Origin of the sequence: Nocardioides sp. CCNWLW239 (assembly GCF_037137035.1) — a bacterium.
Taxonomy (GTDB): Bacteria; Actinomycetota; Actinomycetes; order Propionibacteriales; family Nocardioidaceae; genus Nocardioides.
Window position 1 is genome coordinate 54983 of the sequence record NZ_JBBBNW010000004.1, and the last position, 21961, is coordinate 76943.

A 21961-nucleotide genomic window follows, 5' to 3' on the forward strand; every position below is an offset into this window, starting at 1 on the left:
CGGGCGGTGCGCCCGGTAGATCGGCACGATCCTCACGGCCAGTCGACGTCCACCCGGCACGCCTTCGGGGCATGCGGGAGCGTCAGCACCGCGTCGTACACCCACCCTTCGCTGGTCAGGTCCAGACGGACCAGATCGTCGCCGGACCCTCTGAGTAGAACGGCTTCCATCCGGCTCGGCATGTAGGCATCGCCCTCGACGAATCCCTCCGACTCGACGCGCCACCCCAACGCCTCGATGCGATCCACCAGAAAGGCGAACTCCGAACGCGCGACCTTTCCAGGCCCGTGCTTCGCGGCTACGGGGTCATAGGGGCCATCCCAGTAGATGCCTGCATTCGGTTGATCGACCGTCTCGGACGAATCGTCAAAGAGGCAACCGCCAACCCCGGCTTCCGGGCTGAGCGTGGTACCCGGCGGGCCCTCGATCGCCATCACCTCGTCCGCCCAGGGCTCCAGGTCCTGCATCACCTGCTGCTCTACGGCGGTGTCGACCGTGAACACCCGCGGTGCGATCGCCCAGGAGATCGGGACCGCGATCCCGACCGCCAGGGCGACGAAGACGAGGACCGACCCGATGCTGATGAGCACGATGGTCCGGGCACGGAACTCCACGGGCGGCCTCTTTCTTCGAACCGACACAGGACGCGAGAGGTGACTTTCGCACACGTGTGCCGAAATGACGGCAGTTCTGGGGAAACGACAGGTCAGATTCACCCATGTGTGCGGTTCTTACTCACGCGCGTGGTGGCTCTGTCGTGGGCGAATGGGGTACCGGTATCGGAGGATCCGACAGATACTGGGGTCGTTGTTGCCGTTGCGGAGGGAGTTCAGCATGCGTGCGATCTGGAAGGGCGCGGTGTCGTTCGGGCTGGTCAGCGTGCCCGTGAAGCTCTACTCGGCGACGGAGTCCCACGACGTCTCCTTCCGCCAGGTGCACCAGGCCGACGGTGGCCGGATCCGCTACCAGCGGATCTGCTCGATCGACGGCGAAGAGGTGCCCTACTCCGAGATCGCGAAGGGCTACGAGACCGAGGACGGCGAGATGGTCGTGCTCACCGACGACGACTTCGCCAACCTGCCGACGACCTCCTCGCGCGAGATCGCGGTGGAGAAGTTCGTGCCCTCCGAGCAGATCGACCCGATGCTCTTCGAGAAGAGCTACTACTTGGAGCCCGAGAACACCGGGGTCAAGCCCTACGCTCTCCTGCGTCAGGCTCTGCGCGAGGCGGACCGGGTCGCGCTGGTGACCGTCGCCCTGCGGCAGCGGACCACGGTCGCCGCGCTGCGAGTGCGGGAGACCGACAACGGCGATGTCATCGTGCTGCAGACGATGATGTGGCCCGACGAGATCCGGGTGCCCGACTTCAAGGTCGAGGCCGGTGAGATCAAGGACTCCGAGATCAAGATGGCCAACATGCTGGTCGAGACGCTCGCGGGCGACTTCAACCCCGAGGAGTTCTCCGACGACTACGCCGACGCCGTCGAGGAGATGGTGAAGGCCAAGATCGAGGGCGGCGAGGTCGAGCGGACCCCCACCTCCACCAAGACCTCCGGCGAGGTCGTCGACCTGCTCGCCGCCCTGCAGCGCTCGGTCGCTGCCGCGAAGAAGTCGCGCGGCGAGGCCAGCGACGATGAAGCGAGTCCCGAGGAGGCCGAGAAGGCCGAGGAGAAGAAGCCGAAGAAGTCGAAGGCGTCGTAGGCGACCGGAGCGAGGAAGGCGACACGGGCCGAAATCTCTGGTGTGGGCGTGTCGAAAGCGGCAGGCTCTCCTCGACGCGTAGGCGACGACGCGCAACGGACGCGTCGCCGACCCGCAAGGAGAAGCAGATGCGCTACATGATGTTCGTGAAGATGGACCCCAACGCCGGGCGGCCGCCGGGGGCGTTGATCGAGGCCGTGGAGGCGGAGATCAAGCAGCAGTACGCCGACGGCATCCTGCTCGATGCCGATGGGCTCGGTCCCGGGCTGGAGATCCGGCTGACCGCCGGGGAAGTGACCCACATCGACGGACCCTTCGCCGAGGCGAAGGAGGTCGCGGGCGGGTTCTCCTTGTTCGAGGTCCGCTCCCACGACGAGGCCGCCGAGCTCGGTCGCCGGATGATCCAGCTCCACGAGGAGCTCTGGCCCGGCCAGGACGTGGCCGTGGAGATGCGGCCGTTGGTCGGTCCGCCGACCGAATGAGCCCGTCCCCCGAAGACGCGATCGTCGCGGTCTGGCGCAACGAGTCCGTACGCCTCCTCGCCGGCCTGGCGCGGATGACCCACGATCTCGACCTGGCCGAGGACCTCGCCCAGGATGCCCTCGTCGCGGCGCTGGAGCAGTGGCCGCGCGAGGGCATCCCTCGCAACCCCGGGGCGTGGTTGATGTCGATCGCGAAGCGGCGCGCGATCGACGGGTTCCGCCGTGACGAGGTGCTGCGCCGCAAGGTCGCCCTGCTGGGCCACGAACTGGAGGAGGGTGAGATGCCGGACCTGGCTGCCGCTGTCGACCACATCGACGACGATGTGCTGCGGCTGATGTTCCTCTCGTGCCATCCGGCGCTGGCACCGGACTCCCGTACGGTGCTGACGCTGCGGCTGGTCGGCGGGCTGACGACCGCCGAGATCGCGCGGGCCTACTTCGCCAAGGAGTCAGCCGTCGGCCAGCGGATCTCGCGCGCGAAGCGCACCTTGGCCGAGGTCGGGGCGTCGTTCGAGCTCCCGGTCGGCGAGGAGCGGGCGGCGCGGCTGCGCGAGGTGATGCAGACGATCTACCTGGTCTTCAACGAGGGTTATGCGGCGACGGCGGGACCGACGTGGACCCGGCCCGAGCTGTGCCTGGAGGGGATGCGGCTGGCCCGGATGCTGGCCGCGCTCGCCCCGGCCGACCCCGAGGCGCAGGCGTTGCAGGGGCTGCTGGAGATCCAGGGGTCGCGGCTCGCCGCGCGGGCCGACGCCGAGGGTCACCCGGTGCTCCTCGAGGACCAGGACCGGAGTCGCTGGGACCAGCTGCTGCTGCGCCGTGGCCTCGCCGCGGTCGACCGGGCGACGACGCTGGCCTCCTCCGGCACCCCCGGCGGGAGCTATCTGGTGCAGGCGATGATCGCCGCCTGCCACGGCCGCGCCCGCCGGGCCGAGGACACCGACTGGGCCGAGATCGCCCGCCTCTACGACGTACTCGCCTCGGCTGCACCCGGCGCCGTGATCGAGGTCAACCGTGCCGTGGCGCACGGGCGCGCCTTCGGGCCCGATGCCGGCCTGGCGATCCTGGCGGCCCTCCCCGAGGGGGCGCTGCCGGGATCACATCTGCCTGCCGGCGTACGTGGTGATCTGCTGCAGCGTGCAGGGCGGCTCGTCGAGGCCGCAGATGCCTTCGACGAGGCAGCCTCGCTGACCTCCAACGCCGGGGAGCAGGAGCTTCTCGAGAAACGTGCGGCCGCGTGTCGAAGCGACGGGATCTCGTCCGACGCGTAAGTATCGACGGGCCTCGACAGGCTCGACCACCGCTGGATCAGGAATGAGCACACGCATGACGACAACCACCACCTCCGCCGACGGTTCGACGATCGCCTACGACGTCACCGGGACCGGCCCGGCGCTCGTCCTGGTCGACGGGGCGATGTGCTACCGCGGCTTCGGGCCGTCGCAGGACCTGGCCGACGCGCTCTCGGACCGGTTCACGGTCTACCGCTACGACCGCCGCGGGCGGGGCGACAGCACCATCGCCAAGCCCGCCGCCGCCGGGACGATGGAGGCGGTCGAGCAGGAGGTCGCCGACCTGGGCGCGGTGATCGAGGCGGCCGGTGGTCACGCCCATCTGCTGGGCCTGAGCTCCGGGGCCTTCCTCGCCCTCGAGGGCGCGCGGGCCGGGCTCCCGATCGACAAGATCGTCTCCTACGAGGCACCGCTCATCCTCGACGACACCCACCGCCCCAACGACGCCGACCTGGCGCAGCAGGTCGAGGAGCTGATCGAGAAGGGCAAACGGGCCGCCGCGATCGAGCGGTTCATGCGCGTGGTCGGGATGCCGTGGATCGCGATCAAGATCATGCGCCTGACCCCGGCCTTCAAGAAGCTCACTCCGGTCGCCCACACGCTGACCTACGACCTCGGCATGTGCGTGCCGTTCCAGCAGGGTCGGGCGCTGCCGAACGGCTACTACGAGAACGTCGCCGTTCCGGTGCTGTCGATGGCGGGCAGCAAGAGCCCGACCTACATGACCAACGCTCAGCAGGCGATCGCCGCGGCCGTCCCACAAGGGCGCTACGTCGTGCTCGACGGGCAGGACCACATGGTGAAGGCGGAGGCTCTGGCGCCGGTCGCCACCGAGTTCCTGACCGCCTGATCGCTGCTGCGAGGCGCCGCCTATCCTGGCGCCATGGCGCAGCTCTGGGACATCTCCCCACCGGTCCACGCTTCCTCGCCGGTCTTCCCCGGTGACCACGCGACCGAGGTCGGCTGGACGTTCCGGATCGGCCCCGACTGCCCGGTCAACGTCGCCGAGATCTCGGTGTCGGCGCACGTCGGCGCGCACGCGGACGCGCCGCTGCACTTCACCGACGACGGCACCCCGGCCGGCGAGATGGCGCTGGAGCCGTTCCTCGGCCGGTGCCGGGTCATCGACGTGACCGCAGTGCGCCCCCTGGTCACCGCCGACGACATCGATGCCACCGACCTGCCGCCGCGCGTGCTGTTCCGGACGTACGCCACCCAGCCGACGACCTGGGACGACTCGTTCTGCGCGCTGGACCCCGCCCTGATCGACCTCCTGGCCGCGAACGGGGTGCGGCTGGTCGGCACCGACGCGGCGAGCCTGGACCCGTCCACCTCCAAGGACCTCCCGGCCCACTTCGCGACCCACCGTCACGACGTACGCATCTTGGAGAACCTGCTGCTCGACGAGGTTCCCGCAGGCGACTACGAGCTGATCGCCCTCCCCCTCAAGCTCACCACCGCCGACGCCGCGCCCGTGCGGGCCGTGCTCAGGGCGCTCCCCACCCAGGAAGGTGCCGAATGAACCGCGACGACGCCGTCGCTCTCGACCAGGCCGACCCGCTGTCCCCGCTACGGGACCTGTTCGACCTGCCCGAAGGGACGATCTATCTCGACGGCAACTCGCTGGGGGCGCTCCCCCGTGCCACCGCCGGCCGGGTTGCCGAGGTGGTCACCCAGGAGTGGGGACAGGGGCTGATCGAGTCCTGGAACACCGCCTCCTGGATCACCCTGCCCCAGCGCGTCGGCGACAAGATCGCCCGGATCGTCGGCGCCGGCGAGGGTGAGGTGGTCGTCGCCGACTCGACCTCGCTCAACGTCTACAAGGTGCTCGCCTCGGCGCTCTCGATCGCTGCTCAGGACTCCCCCGAGCGCCGGGTCGTGGTCAGCGAGCGCAGCAACTTCCCGACCGACCTCTACATCGCCTCCTCGCTGTGCCGCGACCGCGGCTACGAGCTGGTGCTGGTCGACTCCCCCTCCGAGATCGAGGGGTTGCTGGACCGGACCGCGGTGCTGATGCTGACCGAGGTCAACTACCGCACCGGCTACCTGCACTCGATGGCATCGGTGACGGCGCTCGCGCACGAGCACGGCGTGCTCACCGTCTGGGACCTGTGCCACTCGGCCGGGGCCGTGCCGGTCGACCTCCGCGGTGCCGACGCCGACTTCGCGATCGGCTGCGGCTACAAGTTCCTCAACGGCGGCCCTGGTGCGCCGGCGTTCCTGTGGGTCAACCCGCGACACGTCGACCGCTTCTCGCAGCCGCTGTCGGGCTGGATGGGCCACGCGGCGCCGTTCGAGATGTCGCCGGGCTACCGGCCGGCGGAGGGCGTCTCGCGCTACCTGTCCGGCACCCCGGCCGTCATCGGCATCTCTGCCCTGGAGTGCGGCGTCGACACGCTGCTCGCGGCCGAGCCTCACGGCGGGCTGCCGGCTCTCCGGGAGAAGTCGCTCGCGCTGACCCGCCTCTTCGCCGACCTGGTCGCGTCCCGGCTCCCCGGTTTCACGATCGAGTCGCCGCTGGAAGACGCACAGCGGGGCAGCCAGCTGTCGCTGAGCATCGGTGACGACGGGGCGTACGCGATCGTGCAGGCGCTCATCGAGCGCGGAGTGGTCGGCGACTTCCGGGCAGGCTCGCCGGACATCCTGCGCTTCGGCGTGACCCCGCTCTACACCCGCTACGTCGACGTCTGGGACGCCGTCGACCACCTGGTCTCGGTGATGGACAACGACGAATGGCGCGCGGAGCGCTTCTGGACCCGAGGAGCAGTGACATGAGCAGCACGCAGGACCTTCCGATGGACTACTCCGACTACCTCCACCTGCCGGAGGTGCTCGGCGCCCAGCACCCGCTCTCGGGCGACCACAACGAGATGCTGTTCATCGTGCAGCACCAGGCGATGGAGCTGTGGATGCGGCTGGCGCTGCACGAGCTCACCGAGGCGCAGCGACTGCTCGCCGAGGACGCGGTGCGCCCGGCGTTCAAGGGGCTGGCGCGGGTCTCGCGGATCATGGAGCAGCTGGTGCACGCCTGGGACGTGCTCTCGACGCTGACCCCGACCGAATACGACAAGTTCCGCCCGTTCCTCGCCACCGGCTCGGGCTTCCAGTCGTGGCAGTACCGGTGCATCGAGTTCGCCCTCGGAAACAAGGCGGCCTACACGCTGCGGGTCCACGAGGGACGGCCGCACGAGCAGGACGTGCTGGCCGCATACGGACGGCCTTCCCTCTACGACGAGTCGCTGCGGCTGCTGGCCCGACGTGGCTTCGACATCCCCGCCGACCATCTCGAGCGGGACTGGAAGCAGGAGTACGCCGCCTCCGACGCCGTCGAGGCCGCCTGGCGCGAGGTCTACCGCGACCCGGAGAAGCACTGGGATCTCTACGAGCTCGGTGAGGAGCTCACCGACCTCGAGACCGCCTTCCGGGTCTGGCGGTTCCGGCACGTGACCACCGTCGAGCGGATCATCGGCTTCAAGCCCGGCACCGGCGGGACCTCCGGGGTCTCCTACTTGCGCAAGCAGCTCGACATCATCCTGTTCCCCGAGCTGTGGGCGATGCGCACGGGTCTGTGACGGGCGGATGTTCACCGAGGTAACTCGGCGAGCGCGCACCTCCTTCGTGGAACTCCATGAAGGCAGTGACTGCTGGCCGAGGTAACTCGGTCAGCATCCCGCCAGCACTCAGCGGTCGAGCTTGCCCCGGAGCCGTTCGGCGAGACGTACGGAAGCCTCGATCTCGACCTTGCGGATCGAGACGGACTCGATGTTGATGCCGAACGGCACCCCGAGCTGACGGCAGAACGACATCAGCTCGAGAGCCGTCGCCTCGGCCTGCTCGAGCGAGGCGTCGAGGGTGTCGGTGGCGTGGCGCAGCTCGTTCTCGATCCAGCGCGGGACGTCGACGCCGAGCCAGCGCAGGAACTCCAGCGTCTTCATCGAGCCGCACACGGAGAAGGTGAACACGATCGGCACCGGCGCCAGACCGCGGGTCTCGCACTCGTAGCGATAGTCGGAGACGAGGTTCTTGGCGGCGTTGACGTCATAGACGACCTGGGTCACGAAGTAGGAGCAGCCTGCCTCCTGCTTCGCGATCAGGCGAAGGTGCTCATCGCCCTTGGCGGTGTGACGCTCGGGGATCGCGACCGCTCCGAGGAGCAGGTCCGGGTTGGTCTCGCGACGGATCTCCTGGGCACGCCGCAGACTGGTGGCGACCCGCTTCTCACCCGAGGAGGCACCGACGAAGACCGACAGCGCCTTGGCCGGGTCCTGGGTCTTGACCCAGTCCCGCAGCGCTGCCTCCTCATACTTCCCGGTGGCGCGGTAGACGACGGCCGGCACGTCGAGGTCAGGGAGGTTGCGCTCGAGGAACTCGGCAGGATCGAGGGTGCGTACGAAGGGGAACGGCCGTTCCTCGGGGTTGCGGTCGGACTCGTCGTCGATGTCGTAGAGGATCAGTCCGTCGACATCGAGCGGCCTGATCCTCTCGAGCGTGACCTCCGCGATCTGCTGGACCCTCTCGGGGTCCGTCGTCACCCTCGGAGGGGTGACGGCGAAGAGCAGAATCTCACCGGCCCGGTCACTGATGCGCTGCTGCAGATCCACGACGTCAACGCTAGCCGAGCAGTGCCGACCCGGCGCGTCTGTCCCACCCCAGAGCGCCGAGTCGGCCCGTCTTGACCGAAAATGAGGCCGAGTCGGCCCGTCAAGACGGGCCGACTCGGCAGCGGTCAGTAGACGCTGGGGCCGGAGGCAGGGGCGTCGTACGCCTCGGTGTCCGGCTTGATCTTGAACAGCTCGGCACGGCGCTTGATCGTCTCGGCACGGGCCAGGCGGGGCTTGTCGCTGCCGTCGCGGATCACGCGGCCGCCCTCCTCGAACTTCTGCAGGAACTCGTAGGCCCAGGTCACGTCCGACGGGGACGGGCTGAACGACTCGTTGATGACCGACGGCTGCTCGATGTCGAGGCAGAGCTTGCCGGTCATACCCATCGCGACGCCGTCGGCGGACTGCTCCCGCAGGAGCGGGTGGCTGCTGCCGACGGTGGGGCCGTCGATCGGGCCGGACAGGTTGCCGATCCGTGAGGCCAGGACCAGCTTGGTGCGCGGGTAGGCCATCGCGAGCGGGTCGTTCTCCGCACCGGTGTCGCGGCGGTAGTCACCGGAGCCGAACGCGAGCCGGTAGGCGCCGCGAGCCCGGGCGATCGTGGCGGCGTCCTCGATCCCGAGCGCGGACTCGAGCAGCGGGATGACGGGGGTCTTGCCGCCCAGGCGCTGGAAGGTGTCGGTCACCTGGTCGGGCGACTCGGTCTTCGCGAGCATCACACCGGCGAGCGTCTCGATCCCGGCCAGCGCCGCGATGTCCTCGCTCCAGTCATCGGTGGTCCAGTCGTTGATGCGTACCCAGGCGCGTCCGCCACCCTTGAGCCAGCCGGTCACGTTCTCGCGGGCCTGCGACTTCAGCGAGGTGTCGATCGCGTCCTCCATGTCGAGGATGATCTGGTCGGCTCGGCTGAGCTGCGCGTCGTCGAAGATCTCCGTACGCATCGCGGAGACGAGCAGCCAGGACCTGGCGTTGTGCCCCTCGACTCGGTTGGCTTCGCGCACCTCGCGCTTCTCGGCGATCTGGGTCGTGCTCATCGTTCGCGTATCTCCCTACTGGCGACCTGGGTGGGCGCCCTTGGACGGTAAACCAACGCGCCGGTGACTCGCGAGTAGGAAGGCTCGGGGCCGCGACAGGTGAGACCTAACCCACATCCAGGTCCGGCATCGGCTGGATCAGCTGGTAGACCGAGTAGAGCTCCAGCTCGCCGTCGGCGGACTCGCGACCGGCGTCGCGGTAGCGGGCGACGACCTCGTTCAGGTCACGCTGCAGCCGACCGGCGTCGTCCTTGGTCAGTCTCAGGGACGACTCCGACACGATGCGCTTGCCCTTCTCGCCGTCCGCGACGACCTGGAAGGCCTGGTCGACAAGGTGGTGGCCCCATGCGACCGAGCTGCGCTGGAACACCGAGTAGGCAGCCTCACCCCCGGGCTGCTCGACGATCTCCTTGGGACTCACGGTGATGTCGTCGTCGACGAGACGCCAGACGCGGTCGCGCTTGTCCCGGCCCGCGTCGGGGGCGACCTCGACCAGCCCGTACTTCGCCAGCTGGCGCAGGTGGAAGCTCGCCTGGTTGGCCGGGATGCCGGTGCGCTTCGCGATGTCCGCGGCACGGAGCGAGCCCGCTGCGGACAGCTCGTGCAGGACGCGGTTCCGTGTCGGGTGGGCGATCGCACGCAGGATCCGCGGGTCGTCGTACGTGGTCATGGAGCCACCCTAGCCGAATCCCGCACGATCTAGTGCGCAAGAACTATTGCGCAATATATGTTGCGCATCATATGGTGCGGATATGCCCTCCTACCGCACCCTCGCCCGCAACCATGACTTCACCGCCCTGTGGGTCGGTGCCACCGTCGCCGAGCTCGGGACACGGGTGAGCGTCTTCGCGATGCCGCTGGTCGCGTACCTCATGACCGACTCCGCCTTCTGGGCAGCCATCGCCGAGGCGGCCTACCTGATCGGCATGGTCGGCATGCTGCTGCCGGCAGGCGTGATCGCCGACCGTCGCCATCGGCTGCGGATCATGCGATTCGCCCACGGGTCCGGGACGGTGCTGTACGCATCGCTCGCGGTCGCCGGGGTGGCCGGGATGCTCACCCTCCCCCATCTGCTTCTGGTCGGGTTCCTCGCCGGGGTTCTCAACGGGCTCTTCGTCCCCGCCGAGAGCTCAGCGATCAGATCGGTCGTCACCGCCGAGGAACTGCCCACGGCCCTGTCCCAGCAGCAGGCGCGCCAGCACGTCGCGGCCCTGCTCGGCGGGCCTCTGGGTGGCGTCCTGCTCGGCTTGTCCCGCTGGGCCCCGTTCGCCGGGAACGCCCTCGCGTACGCAACCGGCTGGCTGCTCCTCGCCCGGGTCCGTGCCGACCTGTCGGCCCCGGCCTCGGCACCGGACCGCAAGCAGCCACTGGCCGATCTCGTCGCCGGGCTGTCCTACAGCTGGCGCCAGCCCTTCCTGCGTACGCTGCTCCTCTTCAGTCCCGCCGTCAACCTCGCCATCAACGCCCTCTTCTTCCTCGCCCTGCTGCGGCTGGTCGAAGCCGGCTTCCCGGCGTGGCAGATCGGGCTCGCCGAGGCGGCGATCGGCGGGTGCGGCATCCTCGGCGCCCTGGTCGCACCCTGGCTGATCGAGCGGGTCCCGACCGGATGGCTCACGATCCTCGTCGCCTGGAGCTTCGTGCCGCTCTCGATCCCGCTGGCGTTCTACACGCACCCGGCGGTGATGGCCCTGGCCGCGTCGGTCGGCCTCTTCCTCAACCCGGCCGGCAACGCCGGCATCGCCGCGTACCGGATGGCGACCGTCCCGCCGGAGCTCATCGGGCGCGTCCAGTCGTCGGCCCAGTTCGTCTCGATGCTCACCATCCCGCTCGCTCCCGCGCTCGCCGGTTCGCTGCTCGCCGTCGCCGACGGCACCACCGCCGTCCTGGCGGTCTCGGGGCTGATCGCAGCAGCCGCGCTCATCCCGACGCTCGCCCGGTCGGTGCGATCGATCCCGCGCCCCGCCGAGTGGCGTCTATCAGAGGCAAACGAGGACAAGCTGGATCAGACGCGCGCTTCGCTGCGCCCCGAGCCGACTCCGCTCGGATAGTCTGCCCGAGTCCCCCAACGCAACGTTTCGCTCATCGAAGCAGAGGATCCCCGCCCATGTTCACACGGGTCTTGTCGGCGTTGGCACTTCTCACCGCAGCACTCACCGCGGCACTCGTCCCCGGGCCGGCTCATGCCGTGACCGACTCCTGGGCCGCGTGGGCGCCGGTCTCGGGGACGTCCAACGACTACTCGACGACGATGACCCCGCAGTCGCAGGGGTTCCCGCAGGCCCAGATGGCCAGCGACTCCCGCGCCAACGTCGCCCTCCCCAGCGGCGCGAGCACCTTCCTCGACGCAGCCACGCCACCAGGAGCGAAATACGGATCGAGCCGCGGGTCCGCCTACATCAACCTGCGCCCGCAGGCCGACACGCCCACCAGCCCCTCGACCACGACCTACACCTTCGACGACCCGACCCCCGACACCGGCTGGGCGTTCGTCCTCGGCGACATCGACTCCGACCAGGTCCAGGTCCGGGCGACCGACGAGGACGGCGACACCGTCACGGCCCCGGAGATCTCGTCGTGGTTCCAGGGGTCGTTCAACTACGCCGGCGGCGCCGACCAGCCGGCCTGGAACCCGGCCACCTCCACGCTCGTCGGCAACCCCACCGCGACCGACACCAACGGCGCCAGCGGTTGGTACGAGCCCGACATCCGACTGACCAGCCTGACCTTCGTCTTCACCCGTCGCGCCGGATTCCCCGTCTACCAGACCTGGTTCGCGAGCCGGGCGCGGCCGATCGGCGGCACGGTCACCGACGTGTCGTCCACCGGGTCCTGCCCGGTCGCCGACTCGGTGCTCACCCTCGTATCCCCCTACGGCGAGACGCTGGCGACCACGAGCCCCGCTCCCGACGGCACCTACTCCTTCGGCGAGTACGCCACCCAGGACGGTTACACCGTCCGGCTCACCCAGCCCGACGGCTGCGCGACGGTCGGACAGACCGAGGCGATCGTCAGCAACCGCGGCAACGACGGCGACCCTGCCTCCCGAGCCGACTTCGACGTACGGCAGGTGATCCCGCACCCCATCAGCGGCACCGTACGCGACGACGCCGGCGCTCCGGTCCCGGGCGCGACCGTGACCCTGACCCGTCCCGACGGGACCACCGCGACGACGACCACCGGGACCGACGGCGGCTATCTCTTCGACGACAACGTCGCCGGCCCGGGCTACTCGGTGACCCTGACCGTCCCCGACGGCTACACCGCGGGCCCCGACGGTACGACCCGCTCCGACATCACCATCGACGATGCCCCGGTCACGGACCAGGACTTCACGGTGAACCAGCTCGCCGGCGTCTCGGGCACGGTGACCGGCGGCGGCAACGGTCTCGGTGGCGTCCAGGTGCGCCTGGTCCCGGCCGGTGGCGGCGAGCCCATCACGACCGTCACCGACGGCGACGGCAACTACCTGCTCGATGGCGTGCCGCCGGGCGACTACACCGCAGAGATCGATGCTCCCGAGGGTTACTCCGGCGCCACGTCGCGACCGGTGACGGTGGCCGCTGCCGACGTGACCGGGGTCGACTTCGACCTCACTCGTCCCGGGACGATCGTAGGGCGGGTCACCGACGCCTCGACCGGAGAGCCGGTCGCCGGTGTCACCGTGACCGTCGACGGTCCGGACGGCCCGGTCACCGCCACCACCGACGGCGCGGGCGGCTACGTCGTCGAGGACCTTCCCGCCGGCGACTACACGATCACCGTCACCGCGCCCGACGGGATGCGCGTGGTCGGCGACGCGTCCCGCACGGTCACCATCACCACGGCCGGCGAGGTGCGCGGCGGTCAGGACTTCCGGGTCGGGGAGGTCACGTCACCGACCCCGTCCCCGACCCCGACACCCGAGCCGACGCCCGAGCCGAGCCCCACCGACGTACCCACGGCCGGAGACGAGAATCCGTCGGCGGCCCCGAACCCGGGACCGCCGACGGAGACCTCACCTCAGAGCTCGCTGCCCGCGACCGGCGGCCCGTCGTGGATGTTCGCCGCGCTCGGTGTCTCGCTCATGCTCGCGGGCACCGTGCTCACCGTGACCGCTCGTCGAGCCGCCCGAAGGCGTGGTTGATCTCTTCGTTGACCACCGAGGTCGCCCAGATCTCCCGCCGCAGCGGGTGGTCCAGGATGGCCTCGGGGAAACGCTCGCGGATCGCGGTCGGGAAGTACGCCACCAAGCGCTGTGTCTTCTCCGGGTCCTCGGCCGGGTCGGGAAGGCCCTCGGCGACCAGCTCGCGTCGACGCTCGATCTTGGTCCAGGCGAGCACGACGGCCAGCTCGGGAGCGGAGAGCCCCTCCCCCGCCTCGAGGCGACGGGCCACCTCCGTCGAGGACGGAAGTCCCTCCACCTCACGGTCGAGGAGGCCGTCGGTGACCCACTCGGCGATCTGACGCTCGTGCGCCTCCAGCAGCTGCGGCGCCGAGGCCACCGCGCGGGTGAGGGTCACGTTGTGGGCCTCGTTGTCGGCGAGCACCAGCGCGGCGACCTCGTCGGTCATCTCCTCGAGGAGCTCGTCACGCTCGGCGAGCGTGAGCGACCCGGCGCGTACCTCACGGTCCAGCAGGATCTTGAGGTTCACCTCGTGGTCGGAGGTGTCGACACCGGCGGAGTTGTCGATCGCGTCGGTGTTGATCAGACCGCCCTTCCGGGCGAACTCGACACGGCCGGCCTGGGTGATGCCCAGGTTGCCGCCCTCCCCGACGACCCGCACCCGCAGCTCGGCGGCATCCACCCGGACACCGTCGTTGGCGTGGTCACCGGCGTCGGCGTCGGTCTCGCTGGACGCCTTGACGTACGTCCCGATCCCGCCGTTCCACAGCAGGTCGACCGGCGCGCGCAGGATCGCGCTGATCAGCTCCTGCGGAGTCAGCCGCTTGACGTCGGTCGCCAGACCGAGCGCCTGCCGCACCTCGGGGCTGATCGGCACCCACTTCAGCTGCCGCGACCACACGCCGCCACCTGCTGAGATCAGCGAGGTGTCGTAGGACTCCCACGTCGACCGGGGCATCTCGAAGAGCCGCTTGCGCTCCTGGAAGCCGGTCGCCGCGTCGGGCGTCGGGTCGATGAAGATGTGCCGGTGGTCGAAGGCGGCTACCAACCGGATGCGGTCCGAGCGCAGCATGCCGTTGCCGAAGACGTCACCGGACATGTCGCCGACGCCGACTGCGGTGATCTCGTCGACCTGCGGGTCGATGCCGAGCCGCTTGAAGTGGTGCTGCACCGAGACCCAGGCGCCACGCGAGGTGATGCCCATGGCCTTGTGGTCGTAGCCGGCCGAGCCTCCGGAGGCGAACGCGTCGCCGAGCCAGAAGTCGTACTCCGCCGCGACCGAGTTGGCCAGGTCGGAGAACGTCGCGGTGCCCTTGTCGGCGGCGACGACCAGGTAGGAGTCGTCGTCGTCGTGGCGCACCACATCGGCCGGCGGCACGACACGGCCGTCCACCCGGTTGTCGGTGACGTCGAGGAGGCCGCGCAGGAACGTGACGTACGCATCCGGACCGGCCACGCCCTTGGGGACGAAGCCACCCTTCGCGCCACCCGGCACGATCACGGTGTTCTTGACCTGCTGCGCCTTCGCCAGACCGAGCACCTCGGTGCGGAAGTCGTCGCGCCGGTCGCTCCACCGCAGCCCGCCACGGGCCACGGCGTCGAAGCGCAGGTGCACGCCCTCGACGTCGGGCGAGTAGACGAAGATCTCGTAGGCCGGCCGCGGCAGCGGCAGGTCGGGCACCTGCTGCGGGTCGAACTTGAACGAGAGGTAGCTCCGCCCGCGGTAGTAGTTCGTCCGCGTGGTCGCGAGGATCGTGGAGACATAGCTGCGCAGGATCCGGTCCTGGTCGAGGCTCGCGACGTCATCGAGAGCCTCGATGATCGCCTCGGCCCGCTTCGCCTCGTCGCGGGTCGCGAGCGAGGGGTCGAACCGGGTCTCGAACAGCTCCACGATCTGCCGGGCGATGCCCGGGTTGGCGCACAGTGCGCCCGCGATCGTCGCGAACGAGTTGGGCGTGCCGGCCTGGCGCAGGTAGCGGCCGTAGGCGCGCAGCATCGTGATCTGGTGGTGGTCGAGACCGGCCAGGACCAGGGAGTTCAGCCGGTCGACCTCGCTGCGCCCGGACCAGGCCTGGTGAAGCGCGTCGACCAGCTGGGCGGGCGCACAGGCAGGAGTGCCGGCGTAGGTGAGGCCGAAGTCGTAGATGAACCACTCCTCCGAGCCGGACCTCCCGACACCCTCCAGGTCGTAGGGCCGCTCGTCGGTGACCTCGAAGCCGAACGAGGACAGGATCGGAAGCATCAGGGACAGCGAGAGCGGGCCACCGGTGCGGTAGATCTTGATCCGGAACCCGTCGGCGATCTCCGGGTCCTTGTAGAAGGAGAAGTCGACGGCCTCGCCCTGGTGGGAGAGCAGCTCCAGGCGGGTCAGGTCGGCGGCGCCGGTGTCGGCGTCGAAGTCCTCCTTGTAGGCCTCCGGGAACGCGTCGAGCAGGTGCGAGAGCCGGGCCGCGCCGTCCTCGCCCGTGTGGGCGATGACCGCGCTGACGAGGTCGTCGCGCCAGCTCCGGGCGGCCTTACGCAACCGCGACTCGAGACTGTCGACCAGTCCCGGGGTGTCCAGGGCCTTGCCGAGCGACTCGGTGGTGCCGTGTACGACGAAGTGCACCCGCGCCGTGGTCGACTCGCTGATGCGTACGGTGAACTCCAGGTCGGTGCCGCCGAGGGCGTCGAGGAGCACCTTCGAGAACCGCTCCCGGACCGTGGTGTTGTAGCGGTCACGCGGCAGCGAGACGAGCACCGAGACGTAGCGGCCGTAGGTGTCGGGCCGGACCGCCACCCGCAGGATGCGGCGCTCGATCGCCCCCAGCGCGGCCTCGGCGAGGTCCATCAGCTCCTCGGTGGAGGCGTGGAAGAGCTCTTCGCGCGGGTAGGTCTCCATCGCGTCGAGCATCGCCTTGCCGGTGTGGCTGCGGGCGTCGTAGCCGGTGTGGTCGAGGACCGCGGCGACCTTGCCGCGTACGACCGGGATCCGGGTCACCGACTGTCGGGCCGCCTTCGTGGTGAAGAGACCGAGGAAGCGGTGCTCCCCGATCACCTCGCCGGCGCCGTTGAAGATCTTGATGCCGACGTGGTCGAGGTAGGCGGGCTCCCCGACGGTCGAGCGAGAGTTGGCCTTGGCCAGGACGAGCATCACCTTGTCGCGGGCGTGGGCGGCGACCTTGGGCGGCATCTTGCCGTGGTCGGGGGCCTGCGGCGGGTCGGCGCGCAGGATGCCCAGGCCGGTGCCGGAGAGTCCGCGCAGGTAGTCGCCGTCAAGGCGGTATTCGCGGTAGCCGGTCAGCAGGAAGTGGTCCTCGGCCAGCCAGGCCAGCAGCTCGGCGGCCTCGGCGGCCTCCTCGCGCGGCACACTGTTGGGCGGTGTGTAGCGCAGCCCGGCCGCGATCTCCGCCAGCCGGCGGTGCAGCCTCGGCTCGTCCTCGACGACCTCGCGTACGTCCTCGAGGACCCCCTCCAGACCCGAGACGATCTCCTTGGCGGCGTCGGGCGCGAGGCGGTCGATCTCGATGTGCATCCAGGACTCGCGGATGTCGCCCTCGTTCACCCCCTCGAGCGCTCCGGTCACGTCACGGGCGACGTCGATGACGGGGTGGACGACCAGATGGACGTCGAGGCCGCGGCGGTAGAGCTCGGTCTTGACCGAGTCCACGAGGTAGGGCATGTCGTCGACGACGATCTCGACGACGCTGCGGCCTCCGGCGGACCAACCGTCTGCGGCGGTGGTCGGGGTGAGGATACGCACGGCGGCGGTGCCCTGCGGGCGGTTCGCGGCCAGCGTCAGATGCGATCCCACCGCGCCGGCGAGATCAGCCTCGCTGCGGCCGGTGAGCTCCTCAGGTGCTACGTGGCGGAAGTAGGTGGTGCTCGGCAGTCGGTTCTGCAGGACCTTCTGCGGAGCTTGGACAGTAGTGATATGCGTCTCCGTTGACACACCTGTCACGGTATCCCGCGATCGCTCGGTGTAGGCAGTCGGATCCGAAGGAATCGCCGATGCGAGTCATAGGCTCACGACTGCCGGCCGGCCCGGCGGTTAAGAACATACTAAGAGAATGTGTCGGTTGTCTCGGCCCCATCACTGGTGACTCTGGCCCGGCTAGGCGTCATGATGTGTGGTCATGAGCAAAGAACTGCGGGTTGAGATGGCCTATGACGCCCCGATCGCAGCCGTCTCCGGGATGCTCGCCGACGCTGCGTTCCGCGAACAGGTCTGCGACGCCCAGCATGCACGGTCCAAGAGCGTGGCGATCACCGGGTCGACAGTGAGCATCCGCTACGAGCAGGCCGTCAGCGGGGTTCCCGGGTTCGCGAAGAAGTTCGTCGGCGACACCATCGAGGTGCACCAGGACGAGATCTGGTCGGCCGACTTCACCGCCGGCGACCTCAAGCTCACCCTCCCCGGCAAGCCCGGTTCCCTGACCGGCACCGCTCGGCTTGCCGAGAACGGCACGCAGACCATCGAGACAGTCACCCTGACCGCTACCGTGAATGTCCCTCTGGTCAGCGGAAAGCTGGAAGACCTCATCCTCTCGATCTTCAAGAAGGGGCTCGAGAAGGAGCACCAGGTAGGCACCCGCTGGCTCGCCGGCTGAGCCACCTCACCCACGCCCCAACCCGCAGAAGAGCCCCAAAGGATTCGGCAATGACGACGACCCTCCAGCACGAGCTCGTCTACGACGCCCGCATGGGCGAGGTGTCCGCGATGCTCGCCGATCCCGGCTTCCGCGAGCAGGTCGCCGACGCCCAGGGCGCGCTCCGCCGCCGGGTGACCATCGGCGGCGCGCCGCGCGAGGTCCGGATCGACCGAGTGCAGTCGACCGTCGGCGTACCTTCCTTCGCGAAGCGCATCGTCAGCGGTGACCTCACCGTCCACCAGAGCGAGGTCTGGTCCTCGGACACCGTCGCGGTCGTCGACATCACCGTCCCCGGCGGCCTCGCCACGCTCCGGGGCAACATCTCGCTCTCCGAGTCCGACGGGCGCACCACCGAGAGCGTGCGGCTGAACATCAAGGTGCCGGTCCCGCTGGTCGGGGCCAAGCTCGAGGAGTACGTCGAGGAGCTGATGCTCAAGGCCTTCGACCTCGAGCAGGCGGTCGGCGTGGCGTACCTCTCCCGCTGAAGAATTCACGGAACCGGTGCAACCAGGCTGAAGAGTCAACCGTCCCCCTAGGTGCCGGGCAGAACATTGCCGGCCATCAGGTCTCGGATCAGGAGGGATTCGGGCCGTTCTGGAGGGGACATCTCGATGGTAAGACCTCGTACTCGCGCGCGGCATCTGGTCACGGCCGGCATCGGGCTGGCGACAGCCGCCCTCGTCGTCACCACGACGGTGACGATGAACTCAGGACCCGCGAGCGGCACCACCGGCAAGGGAACGCTCAAGCTCGTCGCCGCCTCCGACACCGTCGAGGTGGAGGCCTGGGAAGGGACGGCGTACGTCCAGCCGTCCGTCTGGTTGGCCGCCTATGACGCCGCCTTCGAGTTCCGTGCGCGCCACGCGGCCTACGACGAGCCGGTCAAGGTCACCAAGACCGTCATCCGTGGCAAGAAGCGCACCACCACGACCGCGCCCGCCGCGATCGTCGATGGGATGAAAGGCTTCAAGGACGGCCTCCGGGTCACCCTGAAGAACAAGTCCGGCAAGGTGATCCTCGACGACACCCGTCCGCTGTGCCCGGGCGGCTACGACCGGCAGCGGGTGCAGACCGACGGCGCCACCGGTCCGGTCTACCCCGAGTTCTGCGGGGGCAACTGGTTCACCAAGGGCGTCCTGTACGGGATCGAGCGCGGGATGGCGGTCCCGACCGTCTCCGACCTCGAGTTCGCGACCAAGGGCGAGACCAGGCTCACCATGACGATGAGCGTCAGCAAGCCGGTCGCCGACTTCCTCGGGCTGCCGAAGGCCAGCCGCACGGCCAAGCAGGACCTGGTCATCGTCGACGGTTGTCCCGAAGGTGGCTGTGAGGGCGAGGGCGGCGAGATGGGCATGATGGCGGCCCACGCGGCCGATGACGACCAGGGTGCTCGCACGGTGGTGCCACGAGAGCTGCTGGAGGGCGGCGAGAACGGCCGCGGCCGGCTCCCGCTGGGTGGTCCGCTCGGCTCCATCAAGCCGGGCAAGCCCGCGAAGGACACCCTGCCCGACCTCGTCTCCGTGCCCGCCTGGCAGATCTCCACCGACGTCGACGAGCAGGGCATCGACCGCCTCAACTTCGCCGCCAACGAGTGGAACGCCGGGCCGGCGCCGATGATCGTCGAGGGCTTCCGCCGCGGCACCACTCCGGTGATGGACGCCTACCAGATGTTCTACCGCGACGGTGAGCAGGTCGGGGTGAAGCGCACCGGCACCATGGAGTTCCACGAGGCGCCCGAGCACAACCACTGGCACTTCCTCGACTTCGCGAAATACGAGCTGGTCGATGCCAAGGACAAGCTCGTCACGACCAGCGGCAAGCAGTCGTGGTGCCTGGTGCCCACCGACCCGGTGGACCTGACCGTGCCCGGAGCGACGCTGCGGCCGGGTCAGACCGGCCTGGAGTCGGCCTGCGGCGAGAAGTCCGCGCTCTGGCTGCGGGAGAGCATGCCCGCGGGCTGGGGTGACACCTACAACCAGTCCCAGACCCAGGCCTTCGACCTGAGCAAGGTCAAGAACGGGACGTACCGGATCAAGGTCACCGTCAACCCCGACGGCAACCTCTACGAGCGGACGCGGTCGAACAACGTCAGCTACCGCACCGTGATCATCGGCGGGAAGGCCGGCGCCCGCACCGTCAAGGTCCCGCCCTACCAGGGCGTCGACACCGAGACCTGGTGGGGCGAGGAGGAGTGACCTAGGCCTGGATCAGGTCGGGGATCTCCTGGGTGGCGAACCAGCCCAGATCCTCGTCGGGGTCCGCGTCGGCCGGGCGATCTGCCAGGTCGGCGTGGACCGCGGCGACCAGCTTGAGCGGGACGACCTGGCTCTCCAGATGATGGGCGAGCGCGTCGGGCGCGTCGACGACGACCACGACCCGGCGCCCGGGGCCGGCCAAGAGCGCCGCCGAGTCGTCGGCGGCGCTCATCAGCGCTGCGTACTCGGCCTCTTCGCTGTCGTCGGGGGCGGCATAGCCGTCGGCTGTCCCGGGCAGCTCGCCCGCGGCGTACCAGTCAGCGAGCAGCGCGAGCGTGGCGGGTACGTAGATGCGGGTCACGGCCTCATTCTCCCGCGTTCTTGACGACGCGCAGACCTCGGGGCGCCCGGAAGCGCCGTCCCGAGGCGGTGTCGAGCAGCTCGTCGAGGGCCTCGCTGATGCACTGGCCGACCAGGGACGCGTCGGGCACCAGGTCGCGGTCGGCGGTGATCGCGAAGAAGACCTGGCCGTCGTAGGAGGTCACCCCGATCGCGAGGGCGTGCCCCTCGGCCAGCGGGTGGATGGGATACGAGGCCACCAACCGGGAGCCGGCCGCGTACCGCGGCTCTTGCGGCCCCGGCACGTTGCACACCGAGAGCAGGTAGTCGTGCTCGCTCTCGGCGGCGACCCGGGAGCCGACCACGTGGAAGGTCGCCGGGGCGAAGCCACTGATCCCCGCCAGCCGCTGCGCGCTGACCGTGCGGGCGTTGGCCTTGTGCTGCTCGAACGAGTAGGAGACCTGATGGAGACGGACCACCGGCGACGGCTCCGCGACCGGGAGCACCACGAAGTGGGGCGCCACCGCGGAGCCGAGCTGGGTCGGGTCGAGCTCCTCGTCGATCACCGAGACCGGTACCAGCGCCGGCACCTGGCGTACGCCGGCGAGCGATGCCTGGCGTGTCATCAACCAGGCGCGGAGGCCACCGGTGACGGCAGCCAGGATGACGTCGTTGACGGTGCCGCCGTGGGTGTCCCGGATGCGGCGGAAGTCGGCCAGGTCGGCCTGCAGCGTCACCACCAGCCGCTGCTGGGAGAGGGTCCCGTTGAGCGGTGTCGGTCGCTCCGGAGCCCGGCGGGTGAGCAACCGGGCGATGCCTGCTCCCGCGTTCTGCAGGTCCTTGGCCACACCGGTGACGCGCCCCAGGGCGGCACCGCCCAGACTGCGCGCGGTGTCGGTCAGGCCGCTGACCGAGGTGAGCGCATCGACGACCGCGCCCGCGACCAGGCGCGCGCCCGACTGCGGCTCCGGCGGCTCCCACAGGTCAGGCACGACCGGTCCGACCTCGGGTTTGTCGTCGAGCAGGAGCTGGACGAGGTCGACCGTCTCGGCGCCGTCCACCAGCGCCTGGTGGGTCTTGGTGACCAGCGCGATCCGGTCCCCGGCCAGCCCCTCGATGACATACAGCTCCCACAGTGGCCGGGAGCGGTCCAGGGGCCGGGAGACGATCCGGCCGGCCAGGTCGAGCAGCTGCTCCATCGAGCCCGGGCGGGGCAGCGCGGAGCGGCGTACGTGATAGGTGAGGTCGAAGCGGTCGTCGTCGGCCCAGACCGGATAGGCGATCCGGCCAGGCACGACGCGGACCCGTTGCCGGTAGCGCGGCACGAAGGCCAGCCGGTCCTCGACGTGCTGGAGGAAGGCACCGTAGTCGAACCCCTCGGCCTTCGGGTCCCCCGACTGCCTCGAGCTCCGCTTGGGCTCGATGAGCTCGATGCTCGCCACCTGGTGCGGCACCGACAGCGTCTCCCCGTCCAGGAAGGCCACGTCGCGTGCCCCGAGCCGATCACTCATGCCGCCACCAACGCTCGCTCATTCCGCCACCTCCGTAGCGCAAACGCCATCGTACGGACGTGGCCGCCTGAGG

General features: G+C 69.6%; 19 protein-coding genes. 12 read left to right on the top strand and 7 right to left on the bottom strand.

The annotated features are described in order from the left end of the window. Positions 1–32 precede the first annotated feature (32 nt). The gene (locus WBG06_RS17265) at positions 33–614 is read right to left on the bottom strand and encodes a hypothetical protein (RefSeq protein WP_336738155.1); all 582 of its coding nucleotides are present in this window, start codon (positions 612–614) and stop codon (positions 33–35) included. 220 nt (positions 615–834) lie between these two features. Here WBG06_RS17265 and ku point away from each other — a divergent pair, with 220 nt between their 5' ends. The 7 genes from ku (at position 835) to kynA (ending at position 7047) form a co-directional block, all read left to right on the top strand. Continuing rightward, a complete protein-coding gene (ku, locus tag WBG06_RS17270; protein WP_336738156.1) occupies positions 835–1701 on the top strand; it encodes a non-homologous end joining protein Ku in 867 nt (288 codons plus the stop codon). 128 nt (positions 1702–1829) lie between these two features. Continuing rightward, complete coding sequence (locus WBG06_RS17275) at positions 1830–2183, top strand: YciI family protein (RefSeq protein ID WP_336738157.1); 354 nt, start codon at positions 1830–1832, stop codon at positions 2181–2183. Then, positions 2180–3454 carry an RNA polymerase sigma factor gene (locus tag WBG06_RS17280; protein ID WP_336738158.1) on the top strand — a complete coding sequence of 425 codons (1275 nt, stop codon included), beginning with the start codon at positions 2180–2182 and terminating at the stop codon, positions 3452–3454. The genes WBG06_RS17275 and WBG06_RS17280 overlap by 4 nt, the downstream gene beginning before the upstream one ends. A gap of 55 nt (positions 3455–3509) precedes the next feature. Continuing rightward, positions 3510–4325: an alpha/beta fold hydrolase gene (locus WBG06_RS17285; protein WP_336738159.1), complete on the top strand. Its 816-nt coding sequence runs from the start codon at positions 3510–3512 to the stop codon at positions 4323–4325. A gap of 33 nt (positions 4326–4358) precedes the next feature. After that, positions 4359–4997 carry an arylformamidase gene (gene kynB, locus WBG06_RS17290; protein ID WP_336738160.1) on the top strand — a complete coding sequence of 213 codons (639 nt, stop codon included), beginning with the start codon at positions 4359–4361 and terminating at the stop codon, positions 4995–4997. Continuing rightward, the gene (kynU, locus tag WBG06_RS17295) at positions 4994–6250 is read left to right on the top strand and encodes a kynureninase (RefSeq protein WP_336738161.1); all 1257 of its coding nucleotides are present in this window, start codon (positions 4994–4996) and stop codon (positions 6248–6250) included. The genes kynB and kynU overlap by 4 nt, the downstream gene beginning before the upstream one ends. Further along, positions 6247–7047 carry a tryptophan 2,3-dioxygenase gene (kynA, locus tag WBG06_RS17300; RefSeq protein ID WP_336738162.1) on the top strand — a complete coding sequence of 267 codons (801 nt, stop codon included), beginning with the start codon at positions 6247–6249 and terminating at the stop codon, positions 7045–7047. Before kynU ends, kynA begins: the two co-directional genes overlap by 4 nt. 108 nt (positions 7048–7155) lie before the next feature. Here kynA and WBG06_RS17305 read toward each other — a convergent pair whose 3' ends face one another. The 3 genes from WBG06_RS17305 to WBG06_RS17315 all read right to left on the bottom strand — a co-directional run bounded on the left by WBG06_RS17305 (position 7156) and on the right by WBG06_RS17315 (position 9780). Next, positions 7156–8076 (bottom strand): methylenetetrahydrofolate reductase, encoded by a 921-nt coding sequence (locus WBG06_RS17305; RefSeq protein ID WP_336738163.1) that lies wholly within the window; start codon positions 8074–8076, stop codon positions 7156–7158. Positions 8077–8201: 125 nt separating this feature from the next. Next, complete coding sequence (locus tag WBG06_RS17310) at positions 8202–9110, bottom strand: HpcH/HpaI aldolase/citrate lyase family protein (RefSeq protein ID WP_336738164.1); 909 nt, start codon at positions 9108–9110, stop codon at positions 8202–8204. 106 nt (positions 9111–9216) lie between these two features. After that, the gene (locus tag WBG06_RS17315) at positions 9217–9780 is read right to left on the bottom strand and encodes an ArsR/SmtB family transcription factor (RefSeq protein ID WP_336738165.1); all 564 of its coding nucleotides are present in this window, start codon (positions 9778–9780) and stop codon (positions 9217–9219) included. Positions 9781–9862: 82 nt separating this feature from the next. On the opposite strand from WBG06_RS17315, the gene WBG06_RS17320 reads away from it, so the two are divergent. Together WBG06_RS17320 and WBG06_RS17325 are read left to right on the top strand one after the other, a co-directional pair. Then, entirely contained in the window at positions 9863–11158 is a 1296-nt protein-coding gene (locus WBG06_RS17320) for an MFS transporter (RefSeq protein ID WP_336738166.1), read from the top strand. A 56-nt stretch (positions 11159–11214) separates the two neighbouring features. Then, complete coding sequence (locus WBG06_RS17325) at positions 11215–13233, top strand: MSCRAMM family protein (RefSeq protein ID WP_336738167.1); 2019 nt, start codon at positions 11215–11217, stop codon at positions 13231–13233. On the opposite strand, the gene WBG06_RS17330 is transcribed toward WBG06_RS17325, so the two are convergent. After that, positions 13193–17143 (bottom strand): NAD-glutamate dehydrogenase, encoded by a 3951-nt coding sequence (locus WBG06_RS17330; protein ID WP_336738168.1) that lies wholly within the window; start codon positions 17141–17143, stop codon positions 13193–13195. The genes WBG06_RS17325 and WBG06_RS17330 overlap by 41 nt on opposite strands. 184 nt (positions 17144–17327) lie before the next feature. On the opposite strand from WBG06_RS17330, the gene WBG06_RS17335 reads away from it, so the two are divergent. The 3 genes from WBG06_RS17335 (at position 17328) to WBG06_RS17345 (ending at position 20038) form a co-directional block, all read left to right on the top strand. Then, on the top strand, positions 17328–17801 hold the full coding sequence (locus WBG06_RS17335) for a DUF2505 domain-containing protein (protein WP_336738169.1): 474 nt from the start codon (positions 17328–17330) through the stop codon (positions 17799–17801). Between the two features lie 50 nt (positions 17802–17851). Beyond that, a complete protein-coding gene (locus WBG06_RS17340; RefSeq protein ID WP_336738170.1) occupies positions 17852–18328 on the top strand; it encodes a DUF2505 domain-containing protein in 477 nt (158 codons plus the stop codon). Positions 18329–18454: 126 nt separating this feature from the next. After that, the gene (locus WBG06_RS17345) at positions 18455–20038 is read left to right on the top strand and encodes a lysyl oxidase family protein (RefSeq protein ID WP_336738172.1); all 1584 of its coding nucleotides are present in this window, start codon (positions 18455–18457) and stop codon (positions 20036–20038) included. 1 nt (position 20039) lies between these two features. On the opposite strand, the gene WBG06_RS17350 is transcribed toward WBG06_RS17345, so the two are convergent. Then, a complete protein-coding gene (locus tag WBG06_RS17350) occupies positions 20040–20399 on the bottom strand; it encodes a DUF6912 family protein (protein WP_336738173.1) in 360 nt (119 codons plus the stop codon). A gap of 4 nt (positions 20400–20403) precedes the next feature. Further along, positions 20404–21888: a wax ester/triacylglycerol synthase family O-acyltransferase gene (locus WBG06_RS17355; protein WP_336738174.1), complete on the bottom strand. Its 1485-nt coding sequence runs from the start codon at positions 21886–21888 to the stop codon at positions 20404–20406. Between the last annotated feature and the right edge of the window lie 73 nt (positions 21889–21961).